This is a genomic window from Microbacterium pygmaeum, from assembly GCF_900100885.1.
Classification (GTDB): domain Bacteria; phylum Actinomycetota; class Actinomycetes; order Actinomycetales; family Microbacteriaceae; genus Microbacterium; species Microbacterium pygmaeum.
This window is the reverse complement of sequence record NZ_LT629692.1, coordinates 925,847-952,301: the sequence shown is the minus strand read 5'-3', so window position 1 is coordinate 952,301 and position 26,455 is coordinate 925,847. Positions and strand designations below refer to the sequence as shown.

Annotated in this window: 22 protein-coding genes; 8 read left to right on the top strand and 14 right to left on the bottom strand. The window is 69.0% G+C overall.

Annotated elements, in window-relative coordinates; all coding sequences use genetic code 11:
• Positions 1-25: 25 nt before the first annotated feature.
• The 5 genes from BLT19_RS04375 to BLT19_RS04355 all read right to left on the bottom strand — a co-directional run bounded on the left by BLT19_RS04375 (position 26) and on the right by BLT19_RS04355 (position 8,961).
• Complete coding sequence (locus BLT19_RS04375; RefSeq protein WP_091486978.1) at positions 26-2,833, bottom strand: family 78 glycoside hydrolase catalytic domain; 2,808 nt, start codon at positions 2,831-2,833, stop codon at positions 26-28.
• 81 nt (positions 2,834-2,914) lie between these two features.
• Positions 2,915-5,596: an alpha-L-rhamnosidase gene (locus BLT19_RS04370; protein ID WP_091486975.1), complete on the bottom strand. Its 2,682-nt coding sequence runs from the start codon at positions 5,594-5,596 to the stop codon at positions 2,915-2,917.
• A 109-nt stretch (positions 5,597-5,705) separates the two neighbouring features.
• Positions 5,706-6,623 (bottom strand): carbohydrate ABC transporter permease, encoded by a 918-nt coding sequence (locus BLT19_RS04365; protein WP_231917787.1) that lies wholly within the window; start codon positions 6,621-6,623, stop codon positions 5,706-5,708.
• Positions 6,620-7,552 (bottom strand): carbohydrate ABC transporter permease, encoded by a 933-nt coding sequence (locus BLT19_RS04360; protein WP_091486973.1) that lies wholly within the window; start codon positions 7,550-7,552, stop codon positions 6,620-6,622. The genes BLT19_RS04365 and BLT19_RS04360 overlap by 4 nt, the downstream gene beginning before the upstream one ends.
• A gap of 86 nt (positions 7,553-7,638) precedes the next feature.
• On the bottom strand, positions 7,639-8,961 hold the full coding sequence (locus BLT19_RS04355; protein ID WP_091486971.1) for an ABC transporter substrate-binding protein: 1,323 nt from the start codon (positions 8,959-8,961) through the stop codon (positions 7,639-7,641).
• A gap of 242 nt (positions 8,962-9,203) precedes the next feature.
• Here BLT19_RS04355 and BLT19_RS04350 point away from each other — a divergent pair, with 242 nt between their 5' ends.
• Positions 9,204-10,247 (top strand): LacI family DNA-binding transcriptional regulator, encoded by a 1,044-nt coding sequence (locus BLT19_RS04350; protein ID WP_197673021.1) that lies wholly within the window; start codon positions 9,204-9,206, stop codon positions 10,245-10,247.
• Positions 10,248-10,271: 24 nt separating this feature from the next.
• On the opposite strand, the gene BLT19_RS04345 is transcribed toward BLT19_RS04350, so the two are convergent.
• Positions 10,272-11,054 carry a nucleotidyltransferase domain-containing protein gene (locus tag BLT19_RS04345; RefSeq protein WP_091486967.1) on the bottom strand — a complete coding sequence of 261 codons (783 nt, stop codon included), beginning with the start codon at positions 11,052-11,054 and terminating at the stop codon, positions 10,272-10,274.
• 117 nt (positions 11,055-11,171) lie between these two features.
• Here BLT19_RS04345 and BLT19_RS04340 point away from each other — a divergent pair, with 117 nt between their 5' ends.
• The 5 genes from BLT19_RS04340 to BLT19_RS17755 all read left to right on the top strand — a co-directional run bounded on the left by BLT19_RS04340 (position 11,172) and on the right by BLT19_RS17755 (position 16,460).
• A complete protein-coding gene (locus tag BLT19_RS04340; protein WP_091486964.1) occupies positions 11,172-11,546 on the top strand; it encodes an L-rhamnose mutarotase in 375 nt (124 codons plus the stop codon).
• Positions 11,543-12,709, top strand: a complete 1,167-nt coding sequence (gene rhaI, locus BLT19_RS04335; RefSeq protein WP_091486962.1) for an L-rhamnose isomerase — start codon at positions 11,543-11,545, stop codon at positions 12,707-12,709. The genes BLT19_RS04340 and rhaI overlap by 4 nt, the downstream gene beginning before the upstream one ends.
• 2 nt (positions 12,710-12,711) lie before the next feature.
• Positions 12,712-14,748 carry a bifunctional aldolase/short-chain dehydrogenase gene (locus BLT19_RS04330; protein ID WP_091493269.1) on the top strand — a complete coding sequence of 679 codons (2,037 nt, stop codon included), beginning with the start codon at positions 12,712-12,714 and terminating at the stop codon, positions 14,746-14,748.
• Positions 14,749-14,866: 118 nt separating this feature from the next.
• The gene (locus BLT19_RS04325; protein ID WP_091486959.1) at positions 14,867-16,291 is read left to right on the top strand and encodes a rhamnulokinase; all 1,425 of its coding nucleotides are present in this window, start codon (positions 14,867-14,869) and stop codon (positions 16,289-16,291) included.
• Between the two features lie 22 nt (positions 16,292-16,313).
• Complete coding sequence (locus BLT19_RS17755) at positions 16,314-16,460, top strand: hypothetical protein (RefSeq protein WP_172825589.1); 147 nt, start codon at positions 16,314-16,316, stop codon at positions 16,458-16,460.
• Between the two features lie 7 nt (positions 16,461-16,467).
• Here BLT19_RS17755 and BLT19_RS04320 read toward each other — a convergent pair whose 3' ends face one another.
• The 3 genes from BLT19_RS04320 to BLT19_RS04310 are packed head-to-tail and all read right to left on the bottom strand — an operon-like array spanning position 16,468 to position 19,977.
• A complete protein-coding gene (locus tag BLT19_RS04320) occupies positions 16,468-17,313 on the bottom strand; it encodes a transglutaminase family protein (RefSeq protein ID WP_091486957.1) in 846 nt (281 codons plus the stop codon).
• Positions 17,314-17,326: 13 nt separating this feature from the next.
• Complete coding sequence (locus BLT19_RS04315; protein WP_091486954.1) at positions 17,327-18,259, bottom strand: alpha-E domain-containing protein; 933 nt, start codon at positions 18,257-18,259, stop codon at positions 17,327-17,329.
• Entirely contained in the window at positions 18,253-19,977 is a 1,725-nt protein-coding gene (locus BLT19_RS04310; protein ID WP_091486952.1) for a circularly permuted type 2 ATP-grasp protein, read from the bottom strand. Before BLT19_RS04310 ends, BLT19_RS04315 begins: the two co-directional genes overlap by 7 nt.
• Before the next feature lie 86 nt (positions 19,978-20,063).
• On the opposite strand from BLT19_RS04310, the gene BLT19_RS04305 reads away from it, so the two are divergent.
• Positions 20,064-21,668: a molybdopterin-dependent oxidoreductase gene (locus BLT19_RS04305; protein WP_091486950.1), complete on the top strand. Its 1,605-nt coding sequence runs from the start codon at positions 20,064-20,066 to the stop codon at positions 21,666-21,668.
• 31 nt (positions 21,669-21,699) lie between these two features.
• On the opposite strand, the gene rocD is transcribed toward BLT19_RS04305, so the two are convergent.
• From rocD to BLT19_RS04280, 5 genes are all read right to left on the bottom strand, one after another.
• The gene (rocD, locus tag BLT19_RS04300) at positions 21,700-22,923 is read right to left on the bottom strand and encodes an ornithine--oxo-acid transaminase (protein WP_091486948.1); all 1,224 of its coding nucleotides are present in this window, start codon (positions 22,921-22,923) and stop codon (positions 21,700-21,702) included.
• A complete protein-coding gene (ddaH, locus tag BLT19_RS04295) occupies positions 22,920-23,777 on the bottom strand; it encodes a dimethylargininase (protein ID WP_091486945.1) in 858 nt (285 codons plus the stop codon). The genes rocD and ddaH overlap by 4 nt, the downstream gene beginning before the upstream one ends.
• A gap of 112 nt (positions 23,778-23,889) precedes the next feature.
• Positions 23,890-24,909 carry an NAD(P)-dependent alcohol dehydrogenase gene (locus BLT19_RS04290; protein WP_091486943.1) on the bottom strand — a complete coding sequence of 340 codons (1,020 nt, stop codon included), beginning with the start codon at positions 24,907-24,909 and terminating at the stop codon, positions 23,890-23,892.
• Positions 24,906-25,130 carry a helix-turn-helix transcriptional regulator gene (locus BLT19_RS04285; RefSeq protein ID WP_091486940.1) on the bottom strand — a complete coding sequence of 75 codons (225 nt, stop codon included), beginning with the start codon at positions 25,128-25,130 and terminating at the stop codon, positions 24,906-24,908. Before BLT19_RS04285 ends, BLT19_RS04290 begins: the two co-directional genes overlap by 4 nt.
• Entirely contained in the window at positions 25,130-25,615 is a 486-nt protein-coding gene (locus tag BLT19_RS04280) for a hypothetical protein (RefSeq protein WP_231917786.1), read from the bottom strand. Before BLT19_RS04280 ends, BLT19_RS04285 begins: the two co-directional genes overlap by 1 nt.
• A 94-nt stretch (positions 25,616-25,709) precedes the next feature.
• Between BLT19_RS04280 and BLT19_RS04275 the strand changes: the two genes are divergently transcribed.
• Positions 25,710-26,426 carry a hypothetical protein gene (locus BLT19_RS04275; protein ID WP_091486936.1) on the top strand — a complete coding sequence of 239 codons (717 nt, stop codon included), beginning with the start codon at positions 25,710-25,712 and terminating at the stop codon, positions 26,424-26,426.
• Positions 26,427-26,455 lie beyond the last annotated feature (29 nt).

The window sequence follows — 26,455 nt, the reverse complement described above, 5'->3', positions numbered from 1 at the left end:
GTCGGACTGAGCCAGAGTGTATCGGTCAGGCGCCGGAGCGAACGGCCGTCAGCTGCGCAAGGCGTTGCGCGACGGCATCCTGCACGTCAGGGCCGACCATGTTCGAGATCGACTCGCCGAGATCGCGGCCCTCGAGCCATTGCGTCTTGGTGCGGATCGTCCGCGCCGCCTCCGGCTTGCCGGCCTCGAGCACCTCGAGCACCGCGGCGTACGCCTCGGGGTCATCGACGATGGCGGCAAGGCTCGATGCCAGCCCGACGGTCGCCGGCGGTGACACGGGCTCGCTGTCCGCGGCATCCCACTCGTATGCGCCCGAGCCCACCTCGTGCGTCGCGCCGTCCGGCAGGACGACCATCGCCGTCGTATTGGCCGGGACGACGGCGTCGATGCGGATGCGGCCGTTCTCGCGGCGCCAGCCGGAGCGCGCCGTGCCGTAGGGGGTGAGGTGCTCGGCCGAGGCGGAGTCGAAGCCGGCGATCGGGGTGGGCTGGATGCGCAGCTGCGCATAGCCGGGCGCCGCCGGCGCGAGGCCGGCGACAACGCGATGAAGCCAGTCGCCGATCGCGCCGAACGCGTAGTGGTTGAACGACGTCATCTGACCGGGGTTGATCGTGCCGTCCTCCAGCATCGAGTCCCAGCGCTCCCAGATCGTGGTCGCGCCCATCGTCACCGGATACAGCCACGACGGATTCTCGGTCTGTGTCAGCAGGCGGGTCGCGGTTGCTACGTGGCCGGTGCGGGTGAGCGCATCCTGGATGATCGGGGTGCCGACGAAGCCGGTGCCGATGCGGTAGCCGCTCCGACGCGTGAGTTCGGCCAGGCGCGCACCGAGCACACCGTGCTGCTCCTCGGGCGCGATGCCGAAGACGATGGCCATCGCGTAGGCGGTCTGGGCATCGGAGACCATCCGCCCGGAGGGCGTGACGTACTCCGCGAGGAATGCCGCGCGGACCTCTTCGGCGATGCGTCCGTAGTGCTCGGCGTCGTCGGTCCTGCCGAGCAGCGTCGCCGCCCTGGCGAGGTTGTGCGTCGAGAGGAACACGTGTGCGCTGGCGACGATGTCGCCGGCGGTCTTCGCGTTCGCCGGCTGCTCCGGCGGCGCGTCGGGGTCCAGCCAGTCGCCGAACTGGAACCTGCCCTCCCACAGCCGACGCTCGCCGGCCAGATCCAGCAGCGTGTCGGTCCACGCCTGCATGCTCGGGTACTGGCGCTCCAGCGTCGCGACGTCGCCGTAGCGCTCGTTCAGGACCCACGGCACGACCGTCGCCGCGTCGCCCCAGGCCGCCGCCGGGCGGGCGGGCCCCAGCACGTTGGGCACCACGAAGGGCACGACGCCGTCGCCGACCTCCTGCTCGATCGCGAGGTCGACCAGCCACGAGTCGAGGAATCCGCGCACGTCGTAGAGGAAGCTCGCCGTCGGCGCGAACACCTGGATGTCTCCGGTCCACCCCAGCCGCTCGTCGCGCTGCGGGCAGTCGGTGGGCAGGTACAGGAAGTTGCCGCGCAGGCCCCACACGATGTTCTCGTGCAGCTGGGAGACGAGCGGATGCGACGTCTCGAACCACCCCGTGCGCTCCATGTCGCTGTGGATCACGACCGCGGTGACGTCGGCCGGATCGAAGTCGCCCGGCCACCCATCGATCTCCGCGTAGCGGAACCCGTGGAAGGTGAACTCCGGCTCCCACTCCTCGACGCCGCTCCCCGCGAGCGTGTAGAGGTCCGTGGCAGCGGCGGCCCGCAGCGGGCGCGTGCCGAGCTCGCCGTGCTCGAGGACCTCGGCGTGGCGCAGCGTGATCGTCGTGCCGGCCGGGCCGGAGACGCGGATGCGCAGCCGCCCGACGAGATTCTGGCCGAAATCGAGGACGGTCTTGCCCGCCGGTGTGGTGATCACTTCCTGGACGGGAAGCTCCTGGATGCGGCGCACGAACGGCGAGGTCCGAGCCTCGGGCGCCGGGAATGCGTCACCGGGAGCGGCCGCGGCCCACGCCGAGTCGTCGAAGCCCGGGGCGGCGAAGCCGTCCACGTCGATGCGGGCGTCGTACGTCTCGCCCTGGTACAGGCCGCTTGCCACGAGCGGGCCGGTGGCAACCCGCCACGACTCGTCGCTGATCACGGTGTCGGACGAGCCGTCGGCGTAGTCGATCACGAGCTGGGCGGCGACCCGCGGCTGGGAACCGTACTGCGGCCGCGCGTTCTCGCGGAAGCCGAAGAACTCGGTCGCCCACGCACCTGCGAGGCGGATGCCCAGCGCGTTGCGCCCCGGCACCAGCAGCGCGGTGACATCGGTGGTCTCGTGGATGGTCCGCGCAGCGTACGGCGTCCACCCCGGCTTCATCACCTGGTCGTCGACGTCCGAGCCGTTGACCGCCGCCTGATAGACGCCGACCGCGGTGGCGTAGAGCGTCGCTCGCACCACGTCGCCCGCCACGTCGAATTCGGTCCGCAGGACGGCGGGCTGCGCGATCCCCTCCGGGTCGGGCAGACCGATCGCGGTGGCGGTCCACTCCCGCGCCGCGAGGAAGCCGGCGAAGATCCGACGCGGCTCGCTCCACGTCCCCTCGAGACCGTCGGTGCCCGTGACCCGGACGCGGAGCGAGGCATCCTCGCGCGGCAGGAGCGGCGCGAACGGCCACGCCACCCGCGTGGAATCCCAACCCTGCACCGTGTGCGTCTCGATCCCGGACGGGCGCGTGAGCTCGAGTTCGGCCGAGGCCTGCATCCAGTCGTTCGCGTCGGTCACCACGATCCAGCCCAACGGGGGCTCGGGTGTGGCGACCGTGTCGCTGCGGTACGGCGCGTCGGTGCTGATGCGGGTGACGGCGGGCGTGCTCACGTTGATCTCCTTCGATCGGTCTTCGTGCGGACCGGGCGCAGGCGCAGGTCCTGCGGCGGGCGATGGTGGGGGTGCTGCGGGTCAGCCTTCGGCGCCGGCGACCGCCGGAGCGGTGACGCGGATGCGGTGGATACCGTGGCCGAGCTCGTCGGGCGCGGGACCATCGTCGACGGTCACGACGGATTCGGCGGTGGTCGGCAGCTCCAGCAGCGCCCGAGCGCCGAACGGAACGGTGAGCGTGGCCTCCAGCGCACCCTCGGTGAGCGACCAGTCGATGCCGAGCTCGCCCAGGCCGGTGGCGATGGTCGCGGCAGCGCGGTCGATGCCGGTCGACGGGCGTGGAGCCACGTGCACCGTGCGGTATCCCGGGTCAGCGGCATCCGGCGCGAGCCCAGCCACCGTGCGGTAGACCCAGTCGATCATCGCGCCGTAGGCGTAGTGGTTGAACGAGAGCATGCCGCCGCTCTCTCCGCTGCTGTTGCCGGCGTCCATATCGCCGCCGTGGATCGAGCCGTCGGGCTTGATGGCATCCCAGCGCTCCCAGACCGTGGTGGCACCGCGGTCGACCTGGTAGAGCCAGGACGGTGCGTCGTGACGCAGCAGCATGCGGTAGGCCTCGGCCACGTGTCCGTTGTTCGACAGCGCGAACAGCACCAGCGGCGTGCCGAGGAAGCCGGTGGAGATCCGGCCCTCGGCGGCGACGACGTTGGCCGCGAGGTCGGTGGCGATCCCTGCACGGCGCTCGCTCGGCGCGAGATCGAACTCCAGCGCGAGTGCGGCGCCGGTCTGCGTGGACACCGCCTCCTCACCCCAGCGCTCCCAGGTCGCCTGAGCGACCCGGTCGGCGAGGTCGTCGTAGTCCGCGGCGGCATCCGCGTCGCCGACGATCCGCTCCGCCTGCGCCAGCAGCCGTGTCGAGTGGACGTAGAACGCGTTCGCGACGTAATCGCTGTCCACCTTGGCCTCCCACGGCCGGGCCGCGGGTGCGTCGGGATCGAGCCAGTCGCCGTACTGGAACGGCTCGGTCGGCAGGACGACATCCTCGCCGGCGCGCCGACGCAGGTGCGCCACCCAGCGACGCATGCTGTCCAGCTGCCGCTCGAGCACCTCCGTGCTGCCGTAGGACTCGTACACGGCGAGGGGCACGATCGTCGCGGCATCCGCCCATCCGGCCCTGCCCATGTTGTCGGTCGGCGCCCCGCCCATCAGCATGTCCTCGTAGCGGATGATGTCGGGAACGACCGAGGCGACCCCGCCCTCATCGGTCTGGTCGATCTCGAGGTCGCGCAGCCACGACACCCAGAACGCCTCGGTGTCCAGCAGGGTGTTCGCGGTCGCCGCGAACGCCTGGGCGTCACCGGTCCAGCCGAGGCGCTCGTCGCGCTGCGGGCAGTCGGTGGGCACCGACACGAAATTGTCGCGCTGCGACCACAGCACGTTCGAGTGGAACTGGTCCAGCGCCGCATCGGAGGAGCGGAACGTTCCGCGCGCCGCCAGATCGCTCGAGACGGCGATCGCGGTCGCCGAGACGACCTCGGCATCGGTGACCACGTCGGAGTACCGGAAGCCGTGGAAGGTGAACACCGGTTCGAGGACGTGCTCGCCGTCCGAGGCGAGCGTGTAGACGTCGGTGGCCTTGGCTTTGCGCAGCGCGACCGTGTGCAGGGCACCGGACGGTTCGAGGACCTCGGCATGGCGCACCGTGACGACATCTCCAGCCGAGCCGCGCACGACGAGGCGGACCCAGCCCGAGATGTTCTGTCCGGAATCCAGCAGCACGCGGTCGTTCTTCTGCTCGATCGACATCGGCCGCTCTTGGATCACCCGCACAGGCGCGGCCCCGCGCGGTTCGAAGCGCGAGAGATCCGCTTCCAGAGCGGATGCCGCAACCCAGCCGCTGTCGTCGAAGCCGGCTTGGTGCACGCCGACGGCCTCGAGGTTCTGGTCGATGACGGTGCCCTCGTAGATGCCTGCAGATCGCACCGCACCGAACCCGCCGCGCCACGAGTCATCGGTGACGATCGTGGTCTCGGAGCCGTCGGCACCGGTGATCTCCAGCTGCGCCAGGACGCCGGAGCGGTCGCCGTAGATCGCCTTGCGATAGGCGAAGCCGAAGTGACCGCGATACCATCCGTCGCCCACAGCGGCCACGATCACGTTCTCGCCTTCGCGCAGCAGATCGGTGACATCGGCCGTGTCGACGAGGATGCGCTCCTGGTAGGAGGTCCAGCCGGGGGTGAGCAGGGCGTCCGAGACGCGGACGCCGTTGATCCAGGCATCCACCAGGCCGAGCGCGCTCAAGCGAAGGCGTGCTCTCGTGGGCGCTTGATCGAGCGTGAAGGTGCGACGCAGCAGGGGGACCGGGCCGCCGATCTCGCTCGGGATGCCGACGATCTGGGCGGCCAGGTCGGCGCCGGGCACGCCGGCTTCGACGACGAGCGGCTCGCTCCAGGCGCTCCAGCCCGCACCGGTGCGGATCCGCACCGTATAGTGGCGCACTTCACGCGGCGCGAAGTCCCGCGCCTCCCGGATCCCGATCGAGGCGTTCCCTGCGACCTCGTCCTGTACGTTCCACGAGGCGCCGTCCGCGGACACGGCGAGTTGGTAGCCCTCCTGCCGCGCCTGCGGATCGTCACTGGTCGCCGACCACGACAGGCGCAGACCGCGCAGCGGCGTGCCGATCAGGTCCCGCCCGAAGGCGGAGCGCAGCCCGGTGACTCGCGTCGCCGCGTCGGTGGCGGTGGGCTCGGGGAGGTCGGACATGTGGGGGTCCTTTCGGTTGTGATGTGCGGCGGCGGCACGGGAGGGGCATGACTGCTCACGCCAGTCGTCGACAGGGTCGATGACCCTGTCGACGACAGAGCGATCGCGGTCAGCCCTTGATGGCGCCGCTGGTCATACCGGCCACGATCTGCCGGTTGAAGAAGATGTACATGATGAGCGGGGGAATGGTCGTGAGCAGGATGTACATGAACAGCAGGTTGAACTGACTCACCGTCTGGCTCTGGAAGTTGTAGAGCCCGAGCTGGACCGTGGGGTAGTCGTTCCCCGGCAGGAAGTACAGCGGATTCTGGAAGTCGCCGTAGACGAACACCGCCTGGACGACGATGACGGTGACGATGACCGGCTTGAGCAACGGCAGCACGACGGTGAAGAACAGCCGCATCGGCCCGGCACCGTCGATGATGGCGGCCTCGTCGAGTTCCTTGGGGATCGTGGCCACGAACGCCCGGAACAGCAGGATGCAGAACGCGAGGCCGAACGTCGCCTCGATCAGGATCATGCCGGGAATGGTCTTGAAGAGTCCGACGGACTGCAGCACCCAGATCGTCGGCACGACTGCCGGCGGAACGATCAGCGCAGCGAGCACGAAGAAGTTGATGACCGGGTTGAGCCGTGAGCGCTTCCGCTGCAGGACGTAGCCGACCATCGCCGCGAAAACGACCATGATGGCGCAGCTGAAGACCGTGATGATCGCGGTCCACAGGAATGCCCAGAGGACTTGGTAGTCGTTCTTCTGCACCGTCTCGAGGAAGTTCGGCCAGAACTGCCACTCCGTGGGCAGGCTGAACTCCACCAGACCGGCCTCCTTGGAGGTCTTCGACGCCTGGAGGAAGACGAAGATGAACGGCACCAGGAAGACAACGAAGGAGACGATGATCGCGATGATCCCGACCAGGTACTTGCGCAGCCAGCGGCGCAGGGTCATCGGGCGACGGTCCTGCTTCGGTCGACGGCTCCCTCGCAGGCCGCGTGCGTCGGCGGTGGTCAGGGTCTCGGTGACGGTCACAGTTCCGCCTCCCTTCGGTTCAGCAACCACGACACCGGCACCATGATCGCCGTGACGACGACGAACAGGATGACGTTGCCCGCGGTGGACAGACCGAAGAAGCCGGCCTGGTACTGCTTGTAGATGACTGAGGCGATGACATCGCTGCTGAACCCGGGGCCGCCCTTGGTCATCGCCCAGATCATCGCGAACTCCCGCAGGCCGCCGATGAGGGAGAGGATGATGACGGTCGCCGTCGCGGGCCGAACCAGCGGCAGGGTGATCGTGCGGAAGATCGACCATGCGCCGGCGCCGTCCATGCGAGCGGCCTCGAAGTATTCGCCCGGGATCGCGACGATACCGGCCATGAAGATGAGCGTCGCGATGCCGACGCCCTTCCAGATGTCCACACCGGCGACGGTGAGCAGGGCGAGGTTCGGATCGGTGTACCAGCCCGGCTCGGGCAGGTTCAGGAAGCCGAGGACGTTGTTGACCACGCCATGGAACGGATCCAGCAGCGCCTTGAACGTCAGGCCGACGCCGATCGTGGAGACGAGCACGGGAAAGAAGATGACAGCGCGCAGGTAGCCCCGCCCGAGGGTCGGACCGGTCAGCAGCAGCGCGAGCGCGAGGCCCAGCACGACCTTGGCGGCCGAGGTGACGAAGCCGTAGATGAAGGTGTTCACGAAGCCCTGGACGAGCTGAGGCTCCTGGAAGAACTGCACGAAGTTCTCGAAGCCGATGAACTGGACGTCGAACAGCGTCCAGCGGGTCAGCGAGAAGTAGAACGAGGCGAACGTGGGCACCGCGAAGAACACGATGAACAGCACGGCGGCCGGGATGTAGAACCAGGATGGGTACGGGCTCTTGATGCCCTTTCGGGCTCGCCCAGGCGGTCGGCCGGCGTTCTTGGCCGATGCCGTCTCCGGCGAGGCGACTGCGGTGGTCATGTATCACTCCCTTGTGAAGAAGGGCCGGCGGCGGCTGCCCGCCGCCGGCCCTCGGATCATCCGATCTCAGCAGATGGGATCGGGCCTCACCAGCCCTCGAGTCCGAGCTGCTGGGCCTGCTTCTTCACGTCCTCGTCGTACTGCGCGGCGCCGTCTTCGGCACCGGTGATCCCGGAGCCCACGGCGACGGTGATGTTCTCGAGGTTCGGTCCCTTGATCGGGGAGAGGAACTCGAGCGCCGATCCGGTCTTGCCGGAGTCGAAGTAGGCCTGGATGTCATTGACGAGACCGGGCACGTCGTCGGGCAGGGTGCAGGCGCTGGTGACATACGGTCCCGCGATCGAGCCGCCCTCGTTCTGCACCTGGCATCCGTCGTCGGAGTTGGCGAACGCCACGAACTTCTTGGCGGCCTCGAGCTTGTCGCCCTCTGCGCTCTTGGCGATGTAGATGCCGTTGGGCTGCCACATCGTGATGGAGGTGTCGGCGGCGTCGTCTGCCGGCAGCGCGAACACGCCGATGTCCTCGACCAGATCGGGGTTGTCCTGCTGCACCTGCGAGATCGTCGCCGACAGCATCGGGTACTGGGCTCCGGTGCCTTCGGCGAGGGCGTTCATCGCCTGCGCGTTGGTCATCGAGGCGAAGTCCTCGTTCAGGAGGCCCTTCTCGAACACCTCTGCGCCGTGCGTGAATCCGGCCAGCGCCGGCTCCTCGACGTACTTCGCGTTGGGGTCGTTCGCGGTGTACTCCTCGGCCCAGTCGGGGTTGACCGCCGAGACGTTGGCGAAGTCGCCGAGCACGAACAGCTGGCTCGTCCAGGTGTCGCCGAAGGACTGCAGGATCGGAGCGACCCCCCCACCGTCCGACTTGATCTTCTCGCTGTTGGCGATGAACTCGTCCCACGTGGTCGGCACCTCGAGACCGAGCGACTCGTAGACCTTCTTGTTGTAGAGCACCGCTCCGGCGAACGACGTGCCCCACGGCGCGCCGTACAGCCCGTTGTCTGTCGAGACGACGGTCTTGAAGTCGTCGGTCAGGTCGGCGACCCAGTCCTGATCGCTGAGGTCGACCAGCGTCTGGTCGGGGTTGAGCGCCTGCAGAAGTGAACCGGTGTTGTAGTGGAAGACGTCGTTCATGGAGTCGGTCGAGAGCTTCGTCTTCATCAGGTTGTCACCCTCGGTACCGCCGGGCTGCGTCTCGAGCTTGACGGTGATGTCGGGATTCGCCTCTTCGAAGGCGGCGATGAGCGCCTTCGCCTGCGCGGTGTTGGCGTCGTCGCTCTGCGTCAGATAGCTGATCTCGACGCTGCCGTCGGATGACCCTCCGCCGCCGCCGCTGCACGCGGCCAGCGCCACGCTGCCGACCGCCGCGATCGCGAAGACCGCGAGGGCTTTCTTGGAACCATGGGACATTGCATTTACCTCCTCGTAAAAGCTGCATGTAGTGCTGGGAATGCGATTGCGTATGCCGATTGACACGTTTCATCCGATCGGCAGTCAGAACGTAACGCATGCTGGTCGGACGCGTCAACCGGTTTACGAAAATTGTTGTGAACCGGTTGACGCGACGACTGATACTGTGAGCCTGACTCGACGACGAAGGGGCGGTCCTCATGGGCGAAGCGCGCACGACGCCACCGCGTCGCCGGCCGTCCATGGATGATGTGGCCCGGGTCGCCGGGGTCTCGAAGGGCTCCGTCTCGAAAGTCATCCGCAACGCGTACGGCTTGAGTCCGGCGATGCGCGCACGTGTGGAGGCTGCCATTGCGGAACTCGGCTATCGGCCGAGTATCGCCGCGCGGGCCATGCGAGGCTCGAGCTTCAGCATCGGCATGGAGATCCCGAACCTCGACATCGACTTCTTCACCCAGATCATGGATGGAGCCACCTCACGGCTGGCTACGTCCGAGTATCAGCTCATCATCGCTCCGGAACGAGGCGGAGCGAACGGGACACGGGTGCTCGAGAGTCTGGCCGACCGCAGTGTCGACGGCATCATCGCGATCGCCCCGCAGGTCGAGCCGGAATGGCTCGAGGAGCTGGCTCGCGACCTCCCGATCGTGCTGATCGGCCGGCACGATCATTCCACAAACTACGACACCCTCACCGATGACGATGAGGCCGGCGCCACGCTGCTGGTCGATCATCTGCTCGATCTCGGCCACACCCGCATCGCACACCTGACGGTGGGGAATCAGAGGGACCGGCCGGACGCCATGCCACCGCACTCCCTCCGCCGGATGGCGTATGAGACGACACTCGCAAGACGCGGTCTGGAGCCCTTCGTCGTGGAGACCGGCAATCGGCGCGATGAACCGTATCGCACGGCGAAAGACCTGCTGCTCACCGACCCGAGCATCACGGCGATCTTCGCCGGCAACGACAGTCTTGCCATCGACACCCTCCGCGCGATCGCAGAGCTGGGGATGACCGCCGATGATGTCTCCGTCGTCGGATACGACGACATCCGCATCGCCAGTCACCCGCTCGTCTCGCTGACGAGCGTCACGCAGTTCGGCGAGACGATGGGCGAGATCGCGATCGACCTGCTGCTGGAGCGCATCCGCGGTGGCCGCACCGTCGCAGCGCATCGACAGGTGCGACCCGAGCTGCGGGCGAGATCGTCATCACGCGCTGTCCGCGCCGGCGGCAGGGCCGCGTCGCGGGTTATCGAGCGCAGTCTCGCCGATCGCGCGTGAGGACGCCCCGTGCTCGCGGGGGCATCACCAGAACTCGGTCGGGATGGTCCCGCGCAGCCAGGCGAGCTCGTTGTCGCGGATGAAGACCGAGAGCGCGTCGTCGGGCGAGAGGTCCTCGTCGAGCCAGGTGTCGACGAGTCCCATCAAGACCCTCGCGTTCTCGATTTCGGGGTGATCGAGCACCGCCTGCCACGCCGAGACGAATCCGTCGGGTGTGGGAACCGTGCGGACGAGATGCGAGATGTACTTCGGGCCCTGGTGGAGGACGCGCCCCGCCGCGAGGGCTGCGCGGGCCGCGGCCAGCGCGAGGTGGAGACCGGCATGCTGGCGAAGGAACGCATCGCCGCGCTCGACCGCCTGCGGCAGGAAGTAGCCGCCGTACAGGCGCGCCTGGGCGACGTTGGAGCGGATGCGCGTCGCCCACACCTCATCGGGCAGCAGGACGATCCGCGCGAGCAGGGATTCGAGGCCGGCCAAGCGGGAGAACGCGACACGGGCGCCCGCGAACGATGCGCGGGTCGGGTCATCGGCGCGCTCGGCGGCGGCCTCGAGGTAGCCGGGGCTGGCGAGCTTCACATCGATGTACGAGCCGGGGTAGTCCAGCCCTGCACGATCGATCCAGGCGAAGCGGTCGGACTCGGATGCTGCTGCGAAATGCTCATCGTCCACGACGAGGTACACGTCCACGTCGGAATCGGGGCGCTCCTGACCTCGGGCGACGGAGCCGACGACGACCACGGCGAGCACGCCGGGCTCCTCGCGCACGGTTTCCAGATACGCGTCGAGGGCTCGCTCGTGCTGCTCCATGGAATCTCCTCATCGAGTGGGCGTGAGGGATACCGTAGCGGTGGCTTGCGTTCCGGAAGAATCTTTGAAACGATTCATTCCAGCCGATCACGGCCGAGATCCTGGAGGAAGAACTCGATGACGAGCCCGACTCAGCCCGCACCCGCGCCCAGTCGCGTCTGCTTCCAGCTGCGCGTGAAGCCCGACCTCCTCGACGAGTACCTGCGCCGCCACTCCCCTGTCTGGCCCGAGATGCTCGCCGAGATCGCCGCTGCCGGCCGTCGCAACTATTCGCTGTTCCTCGGCGAGGGTGGACAGCTGATCGGCTACTACGAGACCGACGACGACGCGGCCGCGCGGGCCTACCTCGCCGCTTCCCCGATCGCCGCGCGGTGGGAGGCCGAGATGAGCCGCTTCTTCGTCGGCCTCGAAGGTCGGCCCGACCAGGCCGCCGCACCCCTGACCGAAGTCTTCAACCTGCACGACCAGCTCACAGAAAGCACGCCCTCATGACCACGTTGTCCCCAGACGTACAATCCCAGCTCGCCGCGCAGGGCATCGAACTGCCCTCGTGGGCGTTCGGCAACTCCGGCACCCGCTTCAAGGTGTTCACCACGCCCGGCACCCCCCGCGACCCGTTCGAGAAGATCGCGGACGCCGCCGAGGTCAACCGCGTCACCGCGCTGGCCCCGAGCGTGGCTCTGCACATCCCCTGGGACAAGGTGGACGACTACGCGGGCCTTCGCAGCTACGCCCAGGATCTCGGTGTCGAGCTCGGCACGATCAATTCCAACACCTTCCAGGACGACGACTACAAGTTCGGCGCCCTCACCCACGAGGACGCCGCCGTCCGTCGCAAGGCCATCGACCACCACCTCGAGTGCATCGACATCATGGATGCCACGGGCTCGCGCGACCTCAAGATCTGGCTCGCCGAGGGCTCGAACTACCCCGGTCAGGCGGACCTGCGCGGACGCCAGGACCGGCTGCACGAGTCGCTGCAGGAGATCTACGCCCGCCTGACCGGCGAGCAGCGCCTGGTGCTGGAGTACAAGTTCTTCGAGCCGTCGTTCTACCACACCGATGTCCCCGACTGGGGAACGTCCTACGTGCAGGTCTCGGCGCTCGGCGAGCGCGCGCTCGTGTGCCTGGACACCGGCCACCACGCGCCCGGCACGAACATCGAGTTCATCGTCATGCAGCTGCTGCGCCTCGGGAAGCTGGGCTCGTTCGACTTCAACTCGCGCTTCTACGCCGACGACGACCTGATCGTCGGGGCCGCGGACCCGTTCCAGTTGTTCCGCATCCTCTTCGAGGTGATCCGCGGCGGCGGGCTGAACAACCCCGACGTGGCGTTCATGCTCGACCAGTGCCACAACGTGGAGAAGAAGATCCCTGGCCAGATCCGCTCGGTGCTCAACGTCCAGGAGATGACGGCGCGCGCGCTGCTCGTGGACACCGACGCCCTGCGTGCCGCCCAGATCGCCGGCGACGTCCTCGCGGCGAACGCCGTGTTCAACGACGCCTTCTACACCGACGTGCGTCCCGCCCTGGCGGAATGGCGCGAGAGCCGGGGACTGCCGGCCGATCCGATGGCCGCCTTCGCGGCATCGGGCTATCAGGAGAAGATCGAAGCCGAGCGCGTCGGCGGCGTGCAGGCCGGATGGGGTGCCTGATCATGACGAACGAGACCGCACAGCAGCTGATCGACCGATCCAACCGCCTCGGCGCCGATCCCAAGAACACGAACTACGCCGGCGGCAACACCTCCGCCAAGGGCACCGACATCGACCCGGTGACGGGCGAGCCCGTCGAGCTGCTCTGGGTCAAGGGCTCCGGCGGTGACCTGGGAACCCTGAAGGAGTCGGGCCTGGCGGTCCTGCGCCTGGACCGGTTCCGCTCGCTGGTGGACGTCTACCCGGGTGTGGACCGCGAGGACGAGATGGTCGCGGCGTTCGACTACACCCTGCACGGCAAGGGCGGGGCGGCGCCGTCGATCGACACGGCGATGCACGGCCTCGTCGACGCCGCGCACGTCGATCACCTGCACCCAGACTCGGGCATCGCGATCGCGACCGCTGCGGACGGCGAAGCGCTCACGACGAAGATCTTCGGCGACAAGGTCGTCTGGGTGCCGTGGCGTCGTCCCGGCTTCCAGCTGGGCCTCGACATCGCCGAGATCAAGAAGGCGAACCCGCAGGCGATCGGCACGATCCTCGGCGGCCACGGCATCACGGCGTGGGGCGAGAGCTCCGAGGCGGCCGAGGCCAACTCGCTGTGGATCATCGAGACCGCGCAGTCCTACATCGATGCGAACGGCAAGGCCGAGCCCTTCGGTGCGGCGCGCGAGGGGTTCGGCGCCCTGGGCGAAGACGAGCGCCACGTGAAGGCGGCCGCGCTGGTTGCGACGATCCGCGGGATCGCTTCCCGCGACAAGGCGATGGTTGGGCACTTCACCGACGACGCGCGGGTGCTGGAGTTCCTCGCGTCCGAGAATGCACCCCGCCTGGCGGCGCTCGGCACGAGCTGCCCCGATCACTTCCTGCGCACCAAGGTCAAGCCGATGCTGCTCGACCTGCCCGCCAATGCCTCGGTCGAGGATTCGATCGCGCGCCTCAAGGAACTGCACGACGAGTATCGCGCCGACTACCAGGCCTACTACGACGCGCACGCGACGGCCGATTCGCCCGCGATCCGTGGCGCGGACCCGCTCATCGTGCTGGTTCCGGGCGTCGGGATGTTCTCGTACGGGGCGAACAAGCAGACCGCCCGCGTGGCCGGTGAGTTCTACCTCAACGCGATCAACGTGATGCGCGGTGCCGAGTCGCTCTCGACGTACTCCCCGATCAGCGACGCCGAGAAGTTCAACATCGAGTACTGGGCGCTGGAGGAGGCGAAGCTGCAGCGCATGCCCAAGCCCAAGACGCACCAGGGCCGTATCGCGTTCGTCACGGGCGCAGCATCCGGCATCGGAAAGGCCATCGCCACCCGGCTCGCCGCCGAGGGCGCCTGCGTCGTCGTCGCCGACCTCGACCTGGAGAAGGCGCAGGCGGCCGCCGCCGAGCTCGGCGGCACGGATGTCGCGATCGGCGTCGCCGCGAACGTCGCCGACGCCGCCGGAGTGCAGGCCGCGATCGATGCCACCCTGCTGGCCTTCGGCGGCATCGACCTCGTCGTCAACAACGCGGGACTCTCGTTGTCCAAGCCGCTGCTGGAGACCACCGAGAAGGACTGGGACCTGCAGCACGACGTGATGGCCAAGGGCTCGTTCCTGGTCTCGAAGGCCGCCGCGAAGGCGCTCATCGAGCAGGGCATGGGCGGTGACGTGATCTACATCTCGTCGAAGAACTCCGTCTTCGCCGGTCCGAACAACATCGCGTACTCGGCGACGAAGGCCGACCAGGCCCACCAGGTGCGGCTGTTGGCGGTCGAACTCGGCGAGCACGGTGTCAAGGTCAACGGCATCAACCCCGACGGCGTGGTCCGCGGCTCGGGCATCTTCGCCGCGGGCTGGGGCGCCAACCGCGCCGCGACGTACGGCGTCGAGGAGAAGGATCTCGGCCAGTTCTACGCGAACCGGACGATCCTCAAGCGCGAGGTCGTCCCCGAGAACGTCGCCGACGCCGTCTACGTGCTGACCGGCCCGGAGCTCACGCGCACCACGGGCCTGCACATCCCGGTCGACTCGGGCGTCGCCGCCGCGTTCCTGCGATGACGGCTCCCGGCATCCCCCGCCGCCGAGCGGGCATGTGCGCCCCGAACGGGCGCGCTGCGCAACGTCTGAACGTGCCCGCTCGGGCACAGGATGCCCGCTCGAGCATGGGGACCGGGCGATGACCGGCAGCGGCGGGGGGGTCGTCGCGGCCGTCGACCTCGGCGCCACCAGCGGGCGGGTCATGCTCGGATACGTCGGCGACGGGATGCTGCGCCTCGAATCTGTCGCGCGCTTCCCGAACGGTCCCGTGGTCGGCGACGACGGACTGCATTGGGACTTCACGGGCCTGTACCGGCACATCGTGGAGGGACTGCGCGAGGCGTACCGGCGCGAGCCTGGCCTGTCCAGCGTCGGGATCGACTCGTGGGCGGTGGACTACGGCCTCGTCGAGGGCGGTGAGCTCGTGGGCGAGCCGTTCCACTACCGCGACGAGCGGATCGTGCAGGGCGTGGAGCGCGTGCACGCCACCGTGCCGTTCGACGAGCTGTATCGCCGCAACGGCCTCCAGTTCCTGCCGTTCAACACCGTGTACCAGTACGTGGTGGAGCGCGGCCTCGACGACGCCGAGCTCGCCCTCCTGGTGCCCGATCTGGTCGCGTACCTGCTCACCGGCGTCCGCGCCGCGGAGCGGACGAACGCGTCCACGACCGGGCTGGTCGATGTCCGGACCGGCGAGTGGGACCTCGAACTGGCTGAGAAGCTGCGGATCCCGGCATCCGTCCTGCCTCCCCTCGTCGACCCCGGTGACGAACTCGGCGAGCTTCGCGGGGCTGCCCGCGAACGTGTCGGGGCACCGCTGGAGGTGATCGCCGTGGGATCCCACGACACCGCATCCGCGGTCGTCGCGGTGCCGATGACCTCGCCGAACGCCGCATACATCTCGTGCGGCACCTGGGGGCTGGTGGGCATCGAGCTGGATGCCCCGGTGCTCAGCGACGCCGCGCGCGAGGCGAACTTCACGAACGAGGGCGGCGTCGACGGGCGCGTGCGCTTCCTGCACAACGTCACGGGCCTGTGGCTGCTCAGCGAGACGCTGCGGGCGTGGGAGGCGGAGGAGGGCGAGCGCATCGATCTTCCGGAGCTGCTGGATGCCGCGGCATCCGTTCCCGGTCCGATCGCGCTCTTCGATGCCAACGATCCGAGCCTGTCCGCGCCCGGCGACATGCCGGCGCGCATCGCGGAGCTGCTCCGCGCGAGCGGCGCCGCCGTGCCGGAGTCGCGTCCGGCGTTCGCCCGGACGATCGTGGAGAGCATCGCCGCCGCGTTCGCGCGCGCGCTGCACACCGCCGCCGAGGTCGGCGAGCGCGAGATCGACGTCGTGCACATCGTCGGGGGCGGATCGCTGAACCGGCTGCTGTGCCAGGCGACCGCCGACCGCGCTGGCATCCCGGTGCTGGCCGGCCCCGTGGAGGCGACCGCGATCGGCAACGTGCTCGTCCAGGCGCGGGCGCACGGGTGGTTCGGAGCGGATGCCTCGCTCGAGACGCTCCGCGAGGCCGTGGCCGCCGCCTTCCCACCCGAGCGGTACGACCCGCGGGGCTGACGCGCGGGCGTACGCTCGGGTCATGACCGATCCACGATCCGACCAGCCCGAGCCGACGCAGGATTCGCCCACGGGCGGGGACGAGACGACCGAGGATCAGCTCGAGGCCGACAACGCAGTCGAAGAGGACACGCTCAAGGCCCTCGACCCGGACGACTCCCCCGCCTGACGCGACCTCAGGCCTCGCGGGTGATCGTCACCTTCACGTGCAGCTGGGACTTGTGCGGGCCGGCGTACACGCCGCGCAGCGGCGGGACGTCGTTGTAGTCGCGCCCGCGACCGACCAGCACGTGGCGGTCGCCGATGTCGAGCCGGTTCGTCGGGTCGAAGCCCTGCCATTCCCCCGCGAACCACTCCACCCAGGCGTGCGACTCGCCGACGACGGCCTCGCCCACCTCGGCGTCGGCGCGCGGGTGCAGGTAGCCCGAAACATATCGCGCTGGAATCCCGACGTCGCGCAGCGCGCCCAGGGTGATGTGCGTGATGTCCTGGCAGACGCCCTTGCGCTCCTCCCAGGCCTCGGCCGCGGTCGAGTGCACGCCGGTGATCCCGTGCATGTACTGCATCGCGTCGCCGATCGCCATCGAGATGGCGTGCGCGGCCTGACCCGGCTGCGCGTGCTGTCCGGCGATCGTCCGGGCGATCTCGGCGACCTCAGGGTGGGGCGTCGTGCGTGCCGTCTGGCCGAGCTGCTCGATCGTCTCGATCGACCGCGTCGCCTCCGTGGCAAGGCGCTCCCACGAGATGTCCTGGTGCTCCAGCGGCCGCGGACGCACCTCGACCAGCGAGCGCGCTGCGATCGTGAGGGAGGCGTGCGGCGAGAGCACATCGAACGTCGCCACCCGCGTGCCGAAGTAGTCGACGTACTGGTTGACCGAGGTCGACGGATCGATGTCGAGCGACGAGCTCAACACGAATTGGCTGTCCGTCGAATTCGGCAGCATCCGCGCTTCGTTGTACGAGGCCGAGACGTCGCCCTGGTACGAGAAACCGGTCTGGTGCTCGATGCGCAATCTTTTCATTCGATGCCTCGCTTCACGAGATCTCCCCGATCCAGCTTGGTTCCGCCTGCGTCGGGAAGAACCGCGCCTTGATCGCCTCGGATGCCTCGCGCGTCACCTTCTGCACGCGGTCCATGTGCTCGGGCAGTTCGCTGAGGATCTCGCTCACCGGCCGGTACTCCAGGTCGTTGCGGATCTGCCCGAGCGCGCGCAGCACCGTGTTGGAGTGACCGACACGGTCGGCGCGCGGATCGATGGCGCTCATGCAGTCCTCCGCGGTCTGGATCGAGTAGATGATCGATCGCGGGAACAGGCGGTCCAGCAGCAGGAACTCCGCCGCGTTGCGGGCGCTGGGCATACCGCGGTACGTGCGCAGGTACGCCTCGTACGCGCCGCACGATCGCAGGATGGTCGTCCAGGAGGGCCCGGATGCCTCGGTCAGCGACCTCGTCGCCAGCAACCGCGCCGTCATGTCCGTCCGCTCGATGCTGCGGCCGAGGGTGAAGAACTGCCAGGCCTCATCGCGGCTCGTCGACGAGTCGGTGATCCCGACGGCGAGCGCCGCGCGCTCGCGCACCCACTTGAAGAAGTCGTGCACCTTATCGGTCTGCAGGCGCCGCGGCATGCGGGCGTTCGTGGTGTTCAGCGTCTCCCACAGCTCGGTCGAGACGATCTCACGCGCGCGGCGCGCATTCTCGCGTGCGGCGGTGAGTGCGTAGGCGATGGATGCCGGGTTGCCGCGGTCCACCGCGAGCTTGGCGAGCACGTCTTCACGGCGTACGAGCTCGTCGGACTCGGGCGGGATCGATCCCATCACGAGCAGCAGTGACCGGCAGGCGGTGTCCTCGTCGATCCAAGGATCCTCGAGGAGGAGCTGGAGGTGCACGTCGAGGATGCGGGCGGTGCCGTCGCTGCGCTCGATGTAGCGGCCGATCCAGAACAGCGACTCGGCGATGCGGCTCAGCATGCTTCACCGCCCATGTGCTGCGTCTGCACCAGGCCACCCAGTCGCTGTGTCTGCACGCCGGCCTGCTGCTGCTGCTGCTCCTGCTGGTCGTTGCGCGTGATCGCGTTGTCCTGGGGGGAATGGGCCGGGGTGGGCTGCCCGTCGTAGATGATCGGGATCGCCGCGGTGACCGTGGCGGCCTGGTCGGCGACGAGGCCCGCGAGGCCGACGCCCTGACCGTACTCGACGTGCCCTGGAGCGGTGCCGCCGACGATCCAGGTGTCCTTGGACCCACCGCCCTGGCTGGAGTTGACGACGAGCTCTCCTTCGGGCAGCGCGACGCGGGTGAGGCCTCCCGGCAGCACCCAGACGTCATCGCCGTCGTTGACCGCGAAGGGGCGCAGGTCGGCGTGGCGCGGGCGCATGCCGTCCTCGACGAGCGTCGGGATCGTGGAGAGCATCACGACGGGCTGCGCGATCCAGCCGCGCGGGTCGGCGATCAGGCGCTTTCGGAGCTTGTCGAGTTCGGCGGGTGAGGCATCCGGACCCACCACCAGCCCCTTGCCGCCCGAGCCGTCCACCGGCTTGACGACGAGTTCGGAGAGCCGGTCGAGCACCTCCTCCAGCGCGCCCGGATCCTCGAGGCGCCAGGTGTCGACGTTCTTGAGGATCGGCTCCTCGGCGAGGTAGTACCTGATCAGATCCGGCACGTACGTGTACAGCAGCTTGTCGTCGGCGACGCCGTTGCCGACCGCGTTGGCGATTGTCACGTTGCCCAGGCGCGCGGCGAGCATGAGCCCGGGCGCTCCGAGCATCGAATCGGCGCGGAAGGACAGCGGGTCCAGGAACTCGTCGTCGACGCGACGGTAGATGACATCGACGCGCTTCGGACCGCGGGTGGTCCGCATGAAGACCTTGCCCCCGACGCAGAGCAGGTCGCGCCCTTCGACGAGCTCGACGCCCATGAGTCGCGCCAGCAGGGTGTGCTCGAAGTACGCGGAGTTGTACACGCCGGGAGTGAGGACGACGACGTTCGGGTCTTCGACGCCGGACGGAGCGGATGCCCGCAGCGCCGCGAGCAGTTTGTTCGGGTAGTCGCCGACCGGGCGCACCCGCATCGAGACGAACAGCTCGGGCAGGGTCTGCGCCATCACGCGGCGGTTGGAGATGACGTAGCTCACGCCGCTGGGCACACGCACGTTGTCCTCGAGGACACGCATCTCGCCGTGCTCGTCGCGGATCAGGTCGATGCCCGACACCTGGATGCGCACGCCGTTCGCGCTGTGGATGCCGGCCGCCTGGCGGTAGAAGTACTGGGAGGACGCGATCAGGGCGGCGGGGAGCACGCCGTCGCGCACGCAGTGCTGCCGGCCGTAGGCATCGTCGAGGAACGCCTCCAGGGCGCGCACGCGCTGCTTGACGCCGGCCTCGACGCGGGACCACTCGTCGTAGGTGATCACGCGCGGCACGGCATCCAGCGGGAAGGGACGCTCCTCGCCGGCGAAGTCGAACGTGACGCCCTGCGCCAGGTACGAGCTCGCCAGCGATTCGGTGCGTCCGCGAAGCTCCTCCTGCGTCATCTGAGCGAGCGCCTGATACAGCTCGCGATACGCCGAGCGCGACTCGGCGGCCTCACCCGGATGCGAGGGGCTGGCGAACATCTCGTCGAATGCCGGAATGCCCGACGCCGTCTTGCGCGGCGCGAGTGTCGAGCCGTATCCGTCGAACAAGTCACCCATGCAGCGAGCCTAGTCCGGGGCGTGTTGCGGCTGTATTTCGCAGTGCCCTCGCGCCCTCTCCGTGCGCGCGGACGTAGGCTCTTCCCATGTCCGAGCCGGATGTCAGGGCCAGACGGAGACGCCGCTTCGCTGCCGCAGTCGCCGGAATCGCCTCCGCCGTGCTCGGTGCCGGGATCGGCGAGCTGGTCGCCGCATTCATCGCACCGGGTGCGAGCCCCTTCGCCGTCATCGGATCGGCGCTCATCGACTTCGCTCCCCCGTGGGCGAAGGAGACGGCGATCTCGCTGTTCGGGACGAATGACAAGACCGCACTGCTCGTCGGGATCGGGATCGTGCTGGTGGCGATCGCCGCCGTGGCCGGCATCCTCCAACTGAGTCTGCCACCGCTCGGCCTCGTCGTGATGGTGTTGTTCGGTGCCGCGGGAGTGACTGCCGCCATGACCCGCGCGAACGCCGGCCCGCTCGACTGGCTGCCCTCAGCGGTTGCCGGCGCTCTGGCCGCCGTCGCCCTTGGGATGCTGATCGCCCGCGTCCCCGGACGCGCGCACGTGCCGTCCGCCGCATACGGCGAACGGTTGTCCAGGCCGCAGGGCACATCGGACGCGGATGCCGGTGGGGCGGTGCAGCGACGCACGTTCTTGGCGTGGGCTGCCGGAACCGCTGCGGTCGGCGTGCTCGCAGCCGTCGGCTCCTCGCTCGCGCGCGCGGGCGCCCGGGCCGGGACGGCGATCCGTGAAGCCGTGAAGCTGCCGGTCCCGGCGTCCACCGCGGCGCCGGTTCCCGCGGGGGCGGAACTGGCGATCGCCGGCCTGGCTCCCGTGATCACGCCGAATGAACAGTTCTATCGGATCGACACCGCGCTTCTGGTGCCGCAGATCAATCCTGCCGACTGGAGTCTGCGCATCCACGGGCTGGTGCAGAACGAGGTCACCCTCACCTGGGATGAGCTGCTCGCTCTGCCGCTGGAGGAGAGCGTGACCACCCTCACGTGCGTCTCGAACGAGGTGGGCGGCGAGTTGATCGGCAACGCGCTGTGGCTGGGCTACCCGATCCGGAATCTGCTCGCACAGGCCGTGCCGAACGCCGAGGCCGACATGGTGCTCTCCCGCTCGATCGACGGCTTCACCGCCAGCTCGCCGATCGAGGCGCTGACCGATGCCCGCAATGCGATCCTGGCGGTCGGGATGAACGGACAGCCCCTTCCCGCCGAACACGGCTTCCCGGTCCGGATGGTCGTGCCGGGACTGTACGGCTACGTCTCGGCGACCAAATGGGTCACCGAGCTCGAGGTCACGCGCTTCAGCGACGCCACCTCGTATTGGACCGACCGCGGCTGGTCGCCGCGGGGCCCGATCAAACTCGAGTCGCGCATCGACGTGCCGCGGAAATCGCAGGGCCTGAAGGCCGGTCAGAGCGTCATCGCCGGCGTCGCCTGGCAGCAGGGCGTCGGCGTCTCCGGCGTCGAGGTGCAGGTCGACGACGGAGCGTGGCAGCCCGCGACGCTGGCCACGCCGATCTCGGACGACACGTGGGTGCAGTGGATGATTCCGTGGGAGGCGACCGTCGGCGACCACCTGCTGCGCTGCCGGGCGACGAGTGCGACCGGCGAGCTGCAGACCGAGGATGTCACGGGAGTCATCCCCGACGGCGCCACCGGGTGGCACGAGCGCTACATCACAGTCTTCGAGTAGCGGCATCCGCCACCGGCAGCGGGCACTGCCGTCACGCGGCCAGGACCACCCGCAGCTGCTCGACCGCCCAGTCCAGTTCCGTTCCGCGCACGACCAGAGGCGGCGCGATCCGGATCGTCTGACCGTGCGTGTCCTTGACCAGCACACCCCGTGCGAGGAGCTTCTCGGCGATCTCGCGGCCGGTGCCCTTCGCGGGATCGATGTCGACACCCGCCCAGAGGCCGGCAACGCGCACGGCGGTGACCCCCGAGCCGACCAGCTCCTCCAGCGCCTTCTCGAGGTGCGCTCCGAGCGCGCTCGCGCGCTCCTGGAACTCGCCCGTGGACAGCATCCGGACCACCTGCAGCCCGACGGCCGACGCGAGCGGATTACCGCCGAACGTCGAGCCGTGCTCGCCGGGCCGGATCACGCCGAGCACGTCGCGATCGGCCGCGACGGCCGAGACGGGGAGGATGCCGCCGCCGAGCGCCTTGCCGAGCAGATACACATCAGGGACGACGTCCTCGCGGTCACAGGCGAACGTGGCCCCCACGCGGCCGAGGCCGGACTGGATCTCATCGGCGATGAACAGCACCCCGCGGCGCGTGCAGATCTCCCGCACGGCGCGCAGGTACCCCTCCGGCGGGATCACGACCCCGGCCTCACCCTGGATCGGCTCGACCAGCACTGCGGCGGTGCTCTCGTCGATCGCCGCCTCGATCGCCTGGGCGTCGCCGAACGGCACCGAGACGAACCCCGGCGTGAACGGGCCGAAGCCGTCCCGTGCGTCGGGGTCGTCGCTGAAGCCGACGATCGTGGTCGTGCGGCCGTGGAAGTTCCCGTGCGCGACGACGATGCTCGCAGCATCCGCCGGCACACCCTTGACGCGGTAGGCCCACGCCCGGGCGACCTTGATGCCGGTCTCGACGGCCTCGGCGCCGGTGTTCATCGGCAGCACGAGGTCTTTGCCGCAGAGCGCTGCGAGCGCGGTTGCGAAGGAGCCGAGCACGTCGTTGTGGTACGCGCGGCTGGTGAGGGTCAGCCGGCCCAGCTGCTCGCGGGCGGCGGCCACGATCGCCGGATGCGAGTGACCGAAGTTCAGCGCGGAGTAGGCCGAGAGCAGGTCGAGGTATCGCCTGCCCTCCACGTCCGTGACCCAGGCGCCCTCGCCGCGGGCGATGACCACGGGCAGCGGGTGATAGTTGTGTGCGAGGTGCTCGTCCTCGGCGGCGATCAGCGCCGCCGTCTCGGAGGTCAGCTCGGCCGAGCTGGTCATGACGTGGCTCCGCGCAGTTCGAGGGTGCAGCACTTGATGCCGCCACCACCGAGCAGCAGCTCGGACAGATCCACCGCGATCGGGTTGTAGCCGCGCTCGCGCAGCTGCGTCTCGAACCCCTTCGCGCGCGGCGAGATGATGACATTGCGTCCGTCGCTCGCCGAGTTCAGGCCGAACACGGCGCCGTCCTGACTGGAGACGAGGATCGCGTCGGGGTAGCGCTCCTCCAGGATGGCGCGGCTGACCTCGTCGAACGCGTCCGGCAGGTAGGCGATGTTGGCACGCTCCGGGCCGCCGTTCGCGATCCCCTCGACCGGATCGAGCACCGCGATGGCGGTGTCGAGGTGATAGAAGGTCGGGTTGACGAGGTTCAGCGAGACGACTTCCCTGCCGAAGACATCGCCGACCTCGCGGTGGCTGTCACCGGTGGAGCGGAATCCGGTACCGGCGAGGATCGTGTCACCGACGAGCAGGAAGTCACCCTCCCCCTCATTGACCTCGACGGGCTCGCGCACGTCGTACCCGTTCTCGCGGAACCAGTCCATGAACGCCGGCCCCTCGGGGACGCGCTCCTGGAAGCGGAACTTCGCCCCGTACGCGACGCCGTCGATGACGAATCCGCCGTTGGCCGTGTAGACCATGTCGGGCAGCCCGTCGATCGGGTCGATGAGCTCGACCTCGTGCCCGAGCGCGAGATACGTGTCGTACAGGTCCTGCCACTGCCGGACCGCCTTGGCGGTGTCGGTGGGATTGGCCGGGACCATCCACGGATTGATCGTGTAGCTGACCGTGAAGTGCTCGGGGCGGCACATCAGGTAGCGACGCTGGTGCTGGCGGCGTTCGTCCGTGGACATTCGGCTCCTCGTGCAGTGCGGCGGACGCTGTCCACAGGCCCGGTGGTCCGTCGACTCGTCGCGTTCGCTCGGGAACCGCGGCGGGAAAGGAACGACTCGGGCACGCCGGTGATCATTCTGCCATGTGCACCTGCACGACGACCTTGCCGACGGTCCGGCCCGCGTCGATCCGGGCCAGTGCCGCGTCGGCTTCGGAAAACCCGAAGGCGTGCTCGATGACCGGGCGTATCCGGCCCGAGGCGGCGAGCGCAGCGAGCTCCCGGGTGACCTCCGGCTTCGCGACCGCGGCGAGCGGACGGATGCTGCGGCCCCGGCCACCCAGCGAGACGAACACGGCACGCAGCATCCGACCGAGGGGCCCGAGCACCCGACCGCCCTCCCCGCCCACCATCACGACCGTGCCACCGGGGCGCAGCAGCGTCTTCAGGGTGCGCAGGCGGTTCTCGGCAGCGATGTCGACGATGGCGTCGAAGCTCGACGGCGGGAGCGCCGCGGCATCCGTCTCCCGGTAGTCGAACGTGCGATGCGCACCCAGGCCGGTGACGAGCTCCTGCGAATGCGCGCCGCACAGTGCCCACACTTCGGCTCCGCGGAGGGCGGCGAGCTGGACGGCGAAGGTTCCGACACCGCCGGAGGCGCCGACCACGAGCACGCGCTCGCCGGCTGCGACCGAGGCGAGCTCGAGTGCCTGCCACGCCGTGCCACCGGCCAGCGGCAGGGTCGCCGCCGTCAGTGGGTCGAGCTCCGTCGGCCTCGGAACCAGCCGATCGGCGCCAGACACGGCGTAGTGGGCGAGCCCGCCCCCGCCGGAGAGCTCACCCATCACCTCGTCGCCGACGGCGAGGGCGGTCACGTCGGGCCCGGCAGAGACCACCGTGGCTGCGACGTCCATCCCGCGCGTTGCAGCCCGCGGCCGGCGCAGGCCGAATGCGGCGCGCAGCAGGAGCGGATCGCCGCGCATCACGTGCCGGTCGGCGGCGTTGAGCGCCGTCGCCCGGATGCGCAGCACCACCTCTGCGCGCCCGGCCGTCGGAGTGTCCACCGTCTTCTCGGTCACCGCCTCCGGGCCGCCGTAGCGGTCCTGGCACCAGGCGGTCATCGTGCGCGGGACGGTCCCTGCGGTGCCGTTCATGAGGGTTCTCCTTCGGGGTAATGGAAGAGGTCGTCCAGGCCCACGGCGAAGACGCGCGAGATCTGGAAGGCGAGCTCGAGGGTCGGGGAGTACTTGCCCTGCTCGATCGCGATGAGCGTCTGACGGGTGACTCCGACGCGTCTGGCGAGCTCGATCTGGGTGAGACCCGCTCGCTCGCGCAGTTCACGGATGGAGTTGGTCACGCGGGTGGGTTTGACCATCAGGCGAGCCCGCGCCGGTAGGCGATGACGCTCGCGATGCCGCCGATGAACGCGGAGAGCGCGAAGCCGAAGAACATCGTGTTGGCGATCCAGAACCAGTCCGCCTCGAAGGCGCACAGCACGAGCACTCCGAGGCCGGCGATCACGAGGAACGCCTGGCCGACGCGGCCTCCCATGTGGGCGATGTCGCGGTCGCGCTGGTCGGACGTGCCGACGCCGTCCGGATCGCGGACACCGGCAATCATGCCCCATCCGATGCTCAGCACGATCGACAGGACGACGCTGCCGGCGATCGTCCACAGCATGATCGGCCACCAGTTCACCGCGGTGAGCGGACCGCCGCCCGCCTGCTGCAGCACGATGATCACATACGCCGTCAGCCCGATCACGCTCGTGATCAGCCCCGCCCAGGTGTTGCGCTCCTCGTAGACCATGTCGGCTCCGTTCGCTCGCGACTGGCACGAGATGTCTAAAATGTTTGACATCCGAAGCGTATGCTCGACGACTGCCGCATGTCAAGAATTCTTTACATTACGGATGCTGGTGCGCGCGACCCGGCCGAACTGACAGGCTGAGGCCATGGCACGACGTTCTGCGGACGAGACCCGGCAGCTCATCCTGGAGGCCGCTCTGCGATTGCTGCTGGAGCGGGGAGCGATCGCCGGGGTGCAGCACATCCGGCTCCAGGAGGTCCTCCGATCAGTGGGGCTGACGACCGGGGCCGCGTATCGGATCTGGGCGGATCAGGACGAGTTCCACCGTGATCTGGCCGTCGAGATGGTCGGGCTGCGGTTCGCCCCTCCGGTTTCCAGCGCATCCACGGCGATCCGTGAGGTCCTGGCGAACGACGGTTCGATCGAGGATGTCGTGCGCACTGCCGCGCAGGACCATGTCGACTACATCTCGACCTTCCACCTGGAGCCCGAGTCGCGCGATTCCCACGCGTTCATCACCGCGCTCGCGCTGCGGACCGCTGCCGGATCCTGGCCCGAGCTGCGCATCGCCAGCGCCGAGCGGCACCGCGGGTCGATCGACGCGTTCGCGGAGTTCTACGGTGCGCTGCTGCGGCGCTTCGGGCGTCGCATCCGGGAACCGCTCACGATCCTCGACTTCACCGAGGCGATGGCCGCACTGGGCGAGGGCTTCGCGATCCGGGCCGCGGAGGGGCTGGGGCATCCCGTGTACGACATCCCCGACGGCGCCGAACTGCCGAGCGGACGATGGACCCTGTTCGGCATCGGCATCCAGGGCCTGCTGGCAGCCTTCACGGTCCCGGTCGACGATTCCGACGCATAGCGGTCGCGGCCCCCGGCCGACCGGACTGA